General features: G+C 66.5%; 10 protein-coding genes. 5 read left to right on the plus strand and 5 right to left on the minus strand.

Annotated elements, in window-relative coordinates; all coding sequences use genetic code 11:
* Window positions 1-11 precede the first annotated feature (11 nt).
* On the minus strand, window positions 12-581 hold the full coding sequence (locus BTO20_RS27425; protein ID WP_087079121.1) for a TetR/AcrR family transcriptional regulator: 570 nt from the start codon (window positions 579-581) through the stop codon (window positions 12-14).
* 75 nt (window positions 582-656) lie between these two features.
* Between BTO20_RS27425 and BTO20_RS27430 the strand changes: the two genes are divergently transcribed.
* Window positions 657-1,535 carry a TauD/TfdA dioxygenase family protein gene (locus tag BTO20_RS27430; RefSeq protein WP_087079122.1) on the plus strand — a complete coding sequence of 293 codons (879 nt, stop codon included), beginning with the start codon at window positions 657-659 and terminating at the stop codon, window positions 1,533-1,535.
* Window positions 1,536-1,544: 9 nt separating this feature from the next.
* On the opposite strand, the gene BTO20_RS27435 is transcribed toward BTO20_RS27430, so the two are convergent.
* Window positions 1,545-3,503 carry a YhgE/Pip domain-containing protein gene (locus BTO20_RS27435; RefSeq protein WP_087079123.1) on the minus strand — a complete coding sequence of 653 codons (1,959 nt, stop codon included), beginning with the start codon at window positions 3,501-3,503 and terminating at the stop codon, window positions 1,545-1,547.
* A gap of 2 nt (window positions 3,504-3,505) precedes the next feature.
* On the minus strand, window positions 3,506-4,348 hold the full coding sequence (locus BTO20_RS27440; protein ID WP_332460233.1) for a P-loop NTPase family protein: 843 nt from the start codon (window positions 4,346-4,348) through the stop codon (window positions 3,506-3,508).
* A gap of 110 nt (window positions 4,349-4,458) precedes the next feature.
* Between BTO20_RS27440 and BTO20_RS27445 the strand changes: the two genes are divergently transcribed.
* Window positions 4,459-5,088, plus strand: coding sequence for a TetR/AcrR family transcriptional regulator (locus BTO20_RS27445; RefSeq protein ID WP_087079124.1), 630 nt, complete (start codon window positions 4,459-4,461; stop codon window positions 5,086-5,088).
* A 92-nt stretch (window positions 5,089-5,180) separates the two neighbouring features.
* Here BTO20_RS27445 and BTO20_RS27450 read toward each other — a convergent pair whose 3' ends face one another.
* Entirely contained in the window at window positions 5,181-6,206 is a 1,026-nt protein-coding gene (locus BTO20_RS27450; protein WP_087079125.1) for a Gfo/Idh/MocA family oxidoreductase, read from the minus strand.
* Between the two features lie 126 nt (window positions 6,207-6,332).
* On the opposite strand from BTO20_RS27450, the gene BTO20_RS27455 reads away from it, so the two are divergent.
* The 3 genes from BTO20_RS27455 (at window position 6,333) to BTO20_RS27465 (ending at window position 10,604) form a co-directional block, all read left to right on the plus strand.
* The gene (locus BTO20_RS27455; RefSeq protein WP_232490872.1) at window positions 6,333-6,857 is read left to right on the plus strand and encodes a hypothetical protein; all 525 of its coding nucleotides are present in this window, start codon (window positions 6,333-6,335) and stop codon (window positions 6,855-6,857) included.
* Window positions 6,858-6,989: 132 nt separating this feature from the next.
* Window positions 6,990-7,322: a hypothetical protein gene (locus tag BTO20_RS27460; protein WP_087082779.1), complete on the plus strand. Its 333-nt coding sequence runs from the start codon at window positions 6,990-6,992 to the stop codon at window positions 7,320-7,322.
* Window positions 7,323-7,487: 165 nt separating this feature from the next.
* Window positions 7,488-10,604: a serine/threonine-protein kinase gene (locus BTO20_RS27465; protein WP_087079127.1), complete on the plus strand. Its 3,117-nt coding sequence runs from the start codon at window positions 7,488-7,490 to the stop codon at window positions 10,602-10,604.
* Window positions 10,605-10,665: 61 nt separating this feature from the next.
* Here the strand turns inward: BTO20_RS27465 and BTO20_RS27470 are convergent, their stop codons facing one another.
* A complete protein-coding gene (locus BTO20_RS27470; protein WP_087079128.1) occupies window positions 10,666-11,292 on the minus strand; it encodes an FHA domain-containing protein in 627 nt (208 codons plus the stop codon).
* Between the last annotated feature and the right edge of the window lie 2 nt (window positions 11,293-11,294).

Genomic DNA, 11,294 nt, shown 5'->3' on the forward strand with positions numbered 1-11,294 from the left:
CGCGCCGATCCTCATTCCGGCGTGAGCATCCGGACGATCTGTCCGGAGACGGCCGCGCGCACCACGTCCTCGCCGACCTCCTCTAGACCCGTGGCCGATCGCAGGAACGGCTCGAACAACCGCCAACCCATTTGCAGCGCAACGGCATTGGCTGCGGCGAGGCGTCCCTCTCGTTCATCGGCGAACCGGGGCACCACCCGGTCCACCAGCATCGCCACGTTGGGGAAATGGGACTGCAGCTGCCCCACCGGGTAACCGTCGAGCAGGGCGCGGGCCATGACCCGCATGTGCCGGTCCATGGCCTGCTCGATCTCACCGGCAGGCGCGCCCCCGTCCAGCAGAACGGTCAGAGACTCTCCCAGGTGGTCGAGCACCGCCCCGACGAGACGTTCCTTGGTGCCGAAGTGCCGGTAGACCAGCCCGTGGTTCACCCGTGAGCGGGTGGCGATGTCCCGGATGGAGGTGGCGGCCGGGCCGCGTTCGGCGAAGAGCTCGGCTGCCGCGGCCAGGGTTGCCGCCACCACCTCGTCACGACCGACCGGCGCGGCCCCAGGTTCAGCCACTGGCGGATCTGTAGTCATCTGGCTACACTAGCCCACATCAAGCTGTAGTCACTCGACTACACCCTGCCCGACCAGCAACAAAGGACCTCACCCATGACGATTGCCACCACCGGTCTCACCGTGACAAAACTGGGCAGCCGCATCGGCGCACGCATCGACGGTGTGCGACTCGGCGGCGATCTCGATGCCGACACCGTCGCCGAGATCCGCCGCGCGCTGCTGCAGCACAAGGTGATCTTCTTCGGCGACCAGCAGCACCTCACCGATGACGCGCAACACGCGTTCGCTCGCCTGCTGGGGACACCGATCGGCCACCACGCGCTCAAACAGGACGGCGTCCCGATCATCACCCCGATTGACTCCGAATACGCCAAGGCCACCCGCTGGCACACCGATGTCACCTTCGTGCCGGACTACCCCGCCATCTCGGTCCTGCGTGCTGTGACACTGCCCTCCTACGGCGGATCGACGCTCTGGGCGTCCACTGCCGCCGCCTACGACCGGCTGCCCGAGCCCCTCAAACACCTCACCGAGAACCTGCGCGCCGTGCACTCCAACCGCTTCGACTACGCCGCGGCCCCGGCGGTCCAACGCACCGAGGCGCAGGAGATGATGCGCGTAGCCTTCGAGAAGCCCGATTTCCGCACCGAACATCCGGTGGTGCGGGTGCATCCCGAGACGGGGGAACGCACGTTGCTCGCGGGCGATTTCACCCGCGGGTTCGTCGGCCTCGACAGCCACGAGTCCCATGTGCTGTTCGAACTCCTGCAGCGGCGGATCACCGCACCGGAGAACACCGTCCGTTGGCATTGGGCGCCGGGCGACGTGGCGATCTGGGACAACCGCGCCACGCAGCACCGCGCGGTCGACGACTACGACGATCAGCGGCGCGTCATGCACCGCGTCACCCTGGCCGGTGACGTGCCGGTCGACGTGCACGGCCGGCCCAGCCGAGTGATCAGCGGGGCGTGAGCGCCCGCCTCACATCTTGATCGCCGGGATCAGCCTGTTGAGGTTCCACAGCCGGTCCCGCCGCGCGGACAGGCAGGAAATGGTCATCGCGCCGGCCCAGATGATCACCAGCGCGATGATCGCCTGCCACAGCCGGTAATCGATGCCGCCCAGGATCAGCTGACGTAAACCGTTGACGCCGTAGGTCATCGGATCGTACTTGTGGATCACCTGGAACGGTTTCGACGTGGTCTCGACGGGATACATGCCGCCGGCGCTCACCAGCTGCAGCATCAGCAATGCCATCACGAGCACCCGGCCCACCGCCGGCCCGACGAGGGCGTTGATCGCTTGGGTGGCGGCGACGAACGCGCACGAGATCAACACCATGAACCCGAGCATCGCCCAGGGGTGCGCCGCGTGCATGCCGAGGGCGAACCGCACCACGCAGTACAGGATGACGGCCTGGAAGAACCCGATCATCGCCGCGGGCAGGTAGCTGGCGAGCACCACCCGGATCGCCAGCACCTCTGCGGCGATGGCTCGGCTCTGCAAGGGCCGCAGGATCATCCACAGCACCAGGGCGCCGAAGAACAGCGCCAGCGTGAGGAAGAACGGCGCCATCCCGGTGCCGAAGTTGGGTGCGGCGTTCTCGTGCGAGGTTTCCAGGTTGACCGGGCCGCCGATGGTGTCGGCGATCGCGTTCTTCTGCTGGGTGCTCCAGTCGGGCACCTGCTTGGCACCTTCGGCCAGTTTGGTCGCCAGCTCGGCCGAGCCCGACCGCAGCTGCGCCGTGCCCGACTTGAGCTGCACCGCACCGTCATCGAGTTTGGCGATGCCGGTGGCCAATTCGGCGCTGCCGGAAGACAGCTGTTGCGCCCCGCTGCGTAGCTGGGTCAGCTTGTTGTTGAGGTCCTGCCCCGTGCCGCCGACCTGGTTGAGCGCGGAGTTGAGCGGGCTGCCGGGAGCGCGCAGGGCTGTGGTCATCGAGATCGCCGCGTTCTCGGCGTCGGTGAGTTGTTGCCGGATCTGCGGTGTGAACTGGTGCCCGCGCAGCTGATCCTGGATCCCGCGCAGCGTCCCGGCGGCATTGTTGGCCAACGGGTCCGGGCTTCCGGACAACTGATCGATCACCGTGGTCAGCGAGTTGGCGGCGGTGTCCTGCGCCGTCGCGATCCCGCCGATCTGTTCGTTGGCCTGCTGCAGCGCGGTGGCACCCTTCTGCAGCTGATCGGTGTTGCCGCCGATCTGCGACAGCGCCTTGGTCACCGTGACCAACGGGTCGGTGGCCTTGATGATTCCGTCGGAGAGCTGCTTGGCGCCCGAGGCGACCTGCGCCGAACCGGACCGCGCGGTGTGCAGGCCGTTCGACAGTTCACCCGCTCCGTCGTCCACCTTCACCGCACCATCGGCGAGCTGCTGCGCACCGTCGGCGGCTTGTTTGATGCCGGCACCGGACGAAACCACCACCGACAGCACCTGATTGACCGCCTGTCCGGAGATCCGGGTGGAGACGGCGCCCAGCACCTGGTCGACAGCGGTGCGGCCGATGCTCGACGAGATGTAGTTGTTGGCGTCGTTGTAGACGGCAATCAGATTGGCCCGCTTCGGTTCCCCCGTCACCGGGGACGCGATCGCCTCGCTGAAGTCCGGCGGCAACTCCAGCATGAAGTAGTACTTGCCGTGGTCGACGCCCTGGCGCGCCTCATCGAGATCGACGACATGCCAATCCAGGCTGGCATCGTCGGTCAGGCTCTTGGCGATCTCGTCGCCGGCTTTCACCTGCACCCCGGACACCACCGTCCCGCGGTCGGAATTGACCAGCGCCACAGGCATTTTGTTGACATGTCCGAACGGATCCCAATACGCCCACAGGTACAGCGCGCCGTAGACCAGCGGCAGCAGCATCAGCACGATGATCGCCACCCGGGTCAACCGGCTGCGGCCGAAGCGCTTGATCTCCGAGCCGAGTGCGAGTCCAGCCAGCATCATCAGTCCTTCCCGGTCAGGATGCGGTGATCGTGTAGGGCATGGGCGGGGGCGTCGGGGCCGAGCGGGTTGGTGACGCCGACCACGACGGTGCGTTGGGTCGCGATGGCGGCGAGACGTTCGACGGCCGTCGCCCGCCTGGTGTTGTCGCGGACCTGCTCGAGATCGCCGACCACCAGGATCGGCCGGTTGGAGAACAGCGAGAGGGTGACGCGCAGCAGGAACAGCTCCAGGTCGGACAGGTCGCTGATGAAGGCCTTCGGCGACGGGGTCGGCACGTCGCCGAACACCAGCGCCAGTTCGGCCGCGCCGGCCTGGTCGGACACCTGCGAATACCACGGCGCGAGCCACCGCCGCTGCTCGGCGAGAACCGTCTGCACGCTCACGGAGTCCGGCAGATCGTCGATGTCGTCGAACGCCGCGATCGAGCAGTGTTTGCGAATGGCCCGCGGCTGCGTGTCGCCGCATACGGTCACCGCGCCGTGCGTCGGCTTGAGCCGGCCGGCCAACGTCAGCAGCAACGCTGTCTGGCCCCAGCCGCCGGGCATCTGGATGGCGTGAAGGCCCCGCGTCAGCTCGAGATCGACATCCGAGAACAGCGGCTCGTGCTCGCCGTCCACGCCGAGACCGATCGCGACGATCAGCGGTTCGTCGTCCGGTTCGTCATCCGGCTCGTCGGTTCCTGTCGCCTCGTCGACGGCCTCATCTGCGTCGTCAGTCTCTGACTCGGCGGTATCCGATTCGTCCGCCGGTTCGGCTGGGCCGTCGGCGGGCTGCAACTCGGCCTCGCCCGGTTCGTCCTCTGCGTGCATGCGGTTGCTCTTTCCGTTGCCCGTTGCCGTCACCGGTCGATTCTGCGCGGGATGCCATTGCTGCTCCCCACCGAACCGCCGGATCAAAGTCTGCCATCCCCGACATTTCGATACCCGCTGGTATCCATTCGATACTCGCGAGTATGCTGCTGGGTATGCCGTCTGTCAAACCCGCCCGCACCAGGCCCACCCGTGGCGAGGTGCGTGACCGGATTCTCGACGCCGCCCTGGCCGTGTTCGCCGCGGAGGGGTTCGCCGGCGCGACCATCGATGCGATCGGTCAGGCGGCGGGATTCACCAAAGGTGCGGTGTACTCGAACTTCGAATCCAAGGACGAGCTGTTCCTGGCCTTGCTGGACCGCCAGTTCGAGACTCGGGGTGAACTGATCGCGACCGCCTTCGACAACAGTGGCGGCGACCCGGCCGCCACAGCGCAGGCGTTGAGCCGATCCATGCTGGAGTCGATCCACGATCAGAACGAGTTCTATCTCGTTCTCACCGAATACTGGCTACGGGCCGTGCGCGATCCGCAACTGCGCGACCGTCTGATCGCGCGTCGCCGCGCCGCCGTCGAGCAGGCCCTGCATGTCGTCAGCAATGTCACCACCGCATTGCCACGGCAGAACCTGCTGGCGCTGGCCCAACTGGTCGTCACGATGTCGACGGGCGTCGCCATGGAGGAAGTGCTCCAACCAGGAACGATCGACGAAACCATGCTGGCCCGCCTCATCGCGGCGTTGGTCGAAGCGGCGCCGCCCGCTGACGAGGGGTAGCCAACTCATGCCGAGTGGCCAGTTATCACACGCATTTTTCGAAATATCGTGCAGTAACTGGCCATTCGGCAACCCACGGGATCGCCTGTCGCTTACGCCAGCCGCCGCGCTTCTTCCAGGATCTCCATGGTGCGCACGGCATCGCGCGGATCGACCGGCACGGGTCCTTCACCGCGGATCGCTGCCGCCACGGCGTCGTAGAAGTCTTGGTAGCTGCCGGGATCCAACGCGACAGTGGAGCGTTCATCGCCTGCGCCGACGTGCGCGACGCGGGTGTCGCGGTCGAAGCCCGGGTCCGAGGGCATGGCGCCGTCGACCCGCAGCGCACGTTCCTGCTGATCGAGGCCTTCAACGACCACGGTTCCTTTGGTTCCCGACAGCCGGAACCGCGGGCCCATCGCACCCACCAGCGATCCCATGCTCAGGCGGCTCACCACTGCGGATTCGTGTTCCAGCTCGAGGAAGGCGTCGTCGTCGGCGGCAGCACCGTCGCGCAGTATGCGCAGCCGGGCATGTGCGACAGTGCGGACCGGCCCGAGCAGTTGCACCGCCTGGTCCACCAGATGCGGCCCGAGATCGAGCAGGACGCCGCCCCCGGCGTCGACCGTCGTCGTGGACTTCCAGGTCTGCCCCAGCTCGGGTTTCCACCATTCGAAGCGGGATTCGAAGGTGTGCGGAGTGCCCAGTGCACCGTCGGCCAACATGCGTTGAATGGTCCGAAAATCCCTGTCCCACCGACGGTTCTGATAGACGACCAGTGGACGGTCGTGGGCGACGGCAGCCTCGACGATGCGGTTGGCGTCGGCGACGGTCGGCGCGAAAGGCTTGTCCACCACGACCGCGGCGCCGCGTTCCAATGCCGCCGTGGCGTGCTCGACGTGCAGTGCGGGAGGGGATGCGACAACGACGAGGTCGAACTGGCCCGACTGCAGCATCTCGGCCGCCGATGCGAAGACCTCGACCGTCGGAGCGAGGGCACGAGCCCGCTCCGCCCGGGCCGCGTCGGTGGTGACGACGCCGCGCAGCTCGTAGTTCGGATTGGTGGCAAGAAAGCGCGAGTGAAAGAACTCGCCTGCGACGCCGAACCCGATGACTCCGGCGATGAGACGGTCGGTCATGTCAACTCCTCACAGCGGTTGAATAGGAACGTACTCATTGGCGCGGTCAGCGGGGCCAATCCGCCAGGTAGTACCGCGTGTCCGGATGGGACGCCTTAAGGTGTCGTGATGCGCAGGAGAATGCTGATGGCACTGGTGAGCGCGGCGGTCGGCACCGGCGTCGGCTTCCCCGGCGTGGCCGCGGCCGACCCGCCGCCACCTCCGCCCCCGCCACCGCTGAACCTCAACGCGCTCACGTCGGTGAAGCCGTCTGACTTCGCGATGCAGAACGGCGAGTACTACGCGTTCGCGGTGCCGGGCGATATCGCATGCGCCATCAGCCGCAGGTCAGGCAACTACGGCTGCACCGGCCCGCTGCCTGCAGCTCCGGACGGCGCGAACGCCGTCACGGGTGGACAACAGGGTCCGCCCGCATTCCTCAACGACAACCGGCCGCTGTTCGGCTTCGACGGGCTGCCCAACCGACTGCTACCCGGATCGCGCATCAGCTTCCGCAATGTGACGTGCGGGACCGACGGCACGGTGACGATGTGCAGCAACTCCTACGACGGAGCGGGATTCGCCCTCACCCCCGGCAGCAGCTACATCCTCGGCGTGAACAACCCACTGCTGCTCAACACCGGCGAAGGGCGCAACCCCTTCGCCAACTAGGTGGCGGGTACTTACCCGGAGGACAGCTAAACCTTCCCCCTAGCAAGAGAACTATGGCTTCCGGGCGATTACCGTGGCCAGGCTTTTTCGGCAGCATTTCTTCTCACCAGCCCAAGAGAGGAAATGCCCACAATGACCAACTCCCACCGCAAACTGACCAGCTTCAAGTACGCAGCGACGCTCGTCGGCGCCCTGGCCGTTGTCGCGTTGGCCCCGGCAACCGCCCACGCACTTCCGGTCAACAACAACGAGGGCGGCGGTTGCCACTACACCGACCAAGACGGTTACGACATCCCGATCGACGAGGGCCAGGATGTTTTCGTCGACGGCAAGATCGTGAGCTGCCGCGGGGGATCCATCGTGGTGACCACTGCGCCTGCGAGTTCCGGTGGGGGCATCAAGCCGTCCAATCCGTCGAAGATCGCGGTCATCGGCACCCTGCCGCGCGCGGCAGCAACGCGCTGATCCACTATCCGGCGCAAAACGTGAAGCTGTGACTTCGCCCGAGTTCAGAATGTAACTGCCGGCTTTCCGGCGCCGGGCGAACGCAAATCCGACGTCGGTGAGTCTGTGCTCCCTACTTTTGACGATCACGAATCAGCGGACTCAGATGGGAGGACCATCGGCGATATGGCCGGAGAACGTGCGGACGGTACCAAGCCCACGGGCGGGATCGCTGATGAGTTGATGGCCGCCGGGTTCCTGGATGCCGTCGAAGTCGGTCGGGGCGGCGCGGGGGTGGTCTATCGCTGCCACCAGACCTCACTCGCGCGAAGCGTCGCCATCAAGGTCCTGCTGTCTGATATCGACCAAGACAACCGGGAACGCTTTCTGCGTGAAGGGTTGGCCATGGGGAAGCTCTCCGGCCACCCGAACATCGAGAACATCCTGCAGGTCGGCGTGACCGAAAGTAACCGGCCCTACATCGTGATGCCGTACCACCAGGCGGGTTCCCTGGCGCAGCGACTGCACCGGGTCGGCCGGATCGCGTGGCCCGACGCGTTGCGTATCGCAGTGAAGTTGTGCGGGGCGCTGGAAACCGCACACCGGGCAGGCACCTTGCACCGCGACATCAAGCCCGGGAACGTGCTCGTCAACGATTACGGCGAACCGCAGTTGAGCGATTTCGGGATCGCCCGAATCGTCGGTGGGTACGAAACCGCGACGGGCTTTTTCACCGGCACCATTGCCTTCACCGCACCCGAGGTACTGGCGGGAAGTCCGCCGACGGCCGTATCCGACGTGTACTCCCTCGGCGCCACGATCTACGCCTTGATCGCCGGGACCGCCGCGCATGAACGCAAGGGCGACGAGGACCTCATCGCGCATTATCTGCGGATCAGTTCGACGCCCGTGCCGGACATGCGTCCGCAGGGAATCCCGGCCGACGTGTGTGCCGCCATCGAGAAGTCGATGTCGTTGGACCCGACGCAACGACACGCGTCGGCGGCGGATTTCGGCCGCGAAATGCAGTTGGCACAGCGGCACAACGGGTTGATGGCGGATTCGATGGTGCTCAGTGAGACCAACGGTGAGCCGGAGCAGACACCAGCCACGGCAGCAATGCAATTCGCGACATTCGGTGAGACCGATCTGTCTGAACCGGCTTCGCTCACACCGGACGGCTTTCCGGGGCCGACGCCGCCTACGCCGGTTTCGAACCTGCCTGGCTCGACCGGGCCGATCTCGCCGGGGCCGATTTCGGCAATTCCCCCTCGGCCGATTCCGCCCAGCCCGCCCGGGCCGATTCCGCCTGGACCGGTCCCGCCCGGCCCGGTCCCGCCGAGTCCGCGAGGGGCGGCGCCGGATCCCGACGGGACGACGAAAGTCAGACCGACGAAGCGGAATCTCAAACCCCTGCTGTGGGTCGCGGCGGCAGTGCTCGTGGTGCTCGTATTGGTGGCAAGCGGTATCTATTTCATTACGTCGCGCGATAACGGCAACGGCGGTGCCACTGCGGGAGGCACGAGCAGCCCCCAAAGCGCGAGCCCGCCGACGACTGAGACCCAGGCCGGCTGGAAACCGATCACGAATGCGCGCGTTGCGCGCGAGGCGACGGCGACGACGCAGGCCGACGGGACCATCTGGATTTTCGGGGGGCTCGGCAGCGACGGGCGCGTCAGCGGACGGCACGAGGGCTACGACCCTGCCATCGACAGCTGGAAGGGCGGTGACGATCTCCCCGTTCCGGTTCAGCGTGCGATGTCGGTGACGTGGCAGGGAACCCCCGTCGTGCTCGGCGGCTGGCGGACCGAAGGCACCAACAGCGAGATCGCGACCGACCGGGTCTGGCGAGTCGTCAACAGCCGCTGGGTGGAACTGCCGCCTCTGCTGCAACCCCGCGCGGCGGGCGCAGCGGCTGTGGTCGGGGACCGCATCGTTGTCACCGGCGGTGTCGGCGCCAACGGCAAACTGCTGAGCACCACCGAAATTTTCGACGGCACGTCGTGGAAGCTCGGCGCCGGAATCCCAACGCCGCGAGAGCTGCTCGACGCCGCGGCGGACGACAAGCTGGTATATGCCGTCGGCGGATCCGACGGGACCGTCGACCTACCCACGGTCGAGGCATACGACCCGGCCGCGGACGCCTGGACCTCCTTGCCTGCGCTCCCCGAGCCGCGCAGCGACCTCGGCGTGGCCATCGCCGATGCACGTCTCGTAGCTGTCGGTGGCCTGTCGGCCGGGCAGGCCCTCAAGACTGTTTCGGTGATGGACCTGGCCGCGAAGACCTGGGCCGGCTTGCCGGATATGAGCACCCCGAGGCACGGCATGGCCGTCGCCGCGGTCGAGAAATCGGTGTACGCGATCGGCGGGGCGACCGGTTCCGGCGGGGCCGAGGTGACGTCGACGGCGGAGGCGCTGAAACTTGCTCCCCGCAAGCTGCAACCCGTATCTGCCTGGCGGTCGCTGCCCGACGCACCCACGCCGAGGCTGATGATGGCGTGGACCGTGCTCGACGACAAGATCTGGATCGCCGGTGGCATGAGCCACGGAAATACGCTCTCGATAGTGCAGAGTTACGACCCGCAGACCGGAGCATGGCAGGCCCAGCCACCGCTGCCGGTCCCGTTGCACCACGCGACCGCGACCACGTACCGCGGCGAGATGGTGGTCATCGGGGGCGCCAGCGACGAACTCGCGAACGCGTCGAACAAGGTGTACGCATTGCGCGGCGGTAACTGGGTGGAGCTACCCAGCCTCACGCACGCCCGCGCAGCCGCCGCCGCAGCGGTCGTCGGTGACAAGCTCGTGGTCGTCGGCGGACAGAACGAGAAGCAACTGGTCGCCCAGACCGAGGTGTTCGACGGTCAGTCGTGGAAGGACGCGGCGAACTTGCCGACCCCCCGCGAACACCTGGCCGCCGTGTCGGACGGAACCTATGTGTACACGGTGGGTGGACGATTCCTGTCCGCCGACAAGAACTCCGCGGCGTTCGAGCGGTTCGATCCGCAATCCGGGGAATGGACGAAGCTGGTCGACATGCCGACTCCGCGCGGCAGCTACGGCGCCACGCTCATCGATGGCCGGATCGTCGCCCTGGGCGGCGAGGAACCCACGCGAGTACTGGCCACGGCAGAGATGTACGACATCGCCGAGGCCAAGTGGATCTCACTGCCCCCGATGCCGACGGCACGGCACGGTGAGGTGGTCGCCACCGTCGACAACACCGTGTACGCCATCGGCGGTGCGAATCGGCCGACGCACGAAGGCCCGGTCGCCACGGTCGAGGCGCTGGACTTCACCTGACACCGCGGCGCGCTCTCATCGAATCAACTTGCGGCACAGACGTTTTCCGGTCGCCGGCGACTCACGTCTGGTCGGTACCGCTGTCACGCAGCATGGCGAGGGTCACCGCTCCACGCCGGATGGCCTCGTTGGCCAGACGAACTCGGCGCTCCCCCTCGGGGGCTATGCCAAATTTGTCGTACAGGTTCTGCAGATGCTGTTTGATGGCGGCCTCGGTGACGAAGAGTTCCTGGGCCATCTGACGAACCGATACCGCCTCGGGAAACGGGTCGCCGGACACCAGCGGGCGACACAGGACGACCAGAACCTCGAGTTCGCGCCGGGTGAGGTGCGGAGGAGGCTGGGTTGGGGCGACAGAAACCGTTTCTTCGGCAGTCGTCGTCTGGTCGGCTTCCTTCACCTGCCAGAAGACCAACCGTGACTTGCCAATCCGCAATTCGTCTCCCGAACGCAGGACCCGTTCGGCAGAGATCTTCTCTCCGTTGAGGTACGTGCCGTTACGACTGCCCACGTCGCGTATCGACCAGGCAAACCCGAGATTTTCCAAGACGGCGTGCACTCGCGAGACGGTCGAGTCGTGATCGAGCGACACGAGATTGGTCGAGGACTTGCCGACGGTCACCCGTTCGCCGCCCAGTGAGATCAGCTCCCGTCCTGATGGTCGCCAGATTTCCAGGTGGGAAGGCATGT

Source organism: Mycobacterium dioxanotrophicus, from assembly GCF_002157835.1.
Taxonomy (GTDB): Bacteria; Actinomycetota; Actinomycetes; order Mycobacteriales; family Mycobacteriaceae; genus Mycobacterium; species Mycobacterium dioxanotrophicus.

What these genes read in the sequence shown, in the direction of transcription:
- BTO20_RS27465 (WP_087079127.1), top strand. Translation starts at nt 7,488, where the DNA reads ATGGCCGGAGAACGTGCGGACGGTACCAAGCCCACGGGCGGGATCGCT.
- BTO20_RS27435 (WP_087079123.1), bottom strand. Translation starts at nt 3,503, where the DNA reads ATGCTGGCTGGACTCGCACTCGGCTCGGAGATCAAGCGCTTCGGCCGC.
- BTO20_RS27425 (WP_087079121.1), bottom strand. Translation starts at nt 581, where the DNA reads ATGACTACAGATCCGCCAGTGGCTGAACCTGGGGCCGCGCCGGTCGGT.
- BTO20_RS27430 (WP_087079122.1), top strand. Translation starts at nt 657, where the DNA reads ATGACGATTGCCACCACCGGTCTCACCGTGACAAAACTGGGCAGCCGC.
- BTO20_RS27460 (WP_087082779.1), top strand. Translation starts at nt 6,990, where the DNA reads ATGACCAACTCCCACCGCAAACTGACCAGCTTCAAGTACGCAGCGACG.
- BTO20_RS27450 (WP_087079125.1), bottom strand. Translation starts at nt 6,206, where the DNA reads ATGACCGACCGTCTCATCGCCGGAGTCATCGGGTTCGGCGTCGCAGGC.
- BTO20_RS27470 (WP_087079128.1), bottom strand. Translation starts at nt 11,292, where the DNA reads ATGCCTTCCCACCTGGAAATCTGGCGACCATCAGGACGGGAGCTGATC.
- BTO20_RS27445 (WP_087079124.1), top strand. Translation starts at nt 4,459, where the DNA reads ATGCTGCTGGGTATGCCGTCTGTCAAACCCGCCCGCACCAGGCCCACC.
- BTO20_RS27455 (WP_232490872.1), top strand. Translation starts at nt 6,333, where the DNA reads ATGGCACTGGTGAGCGCGGCGGTCGGCACCGGCGTCGGCTTCCCCGGC.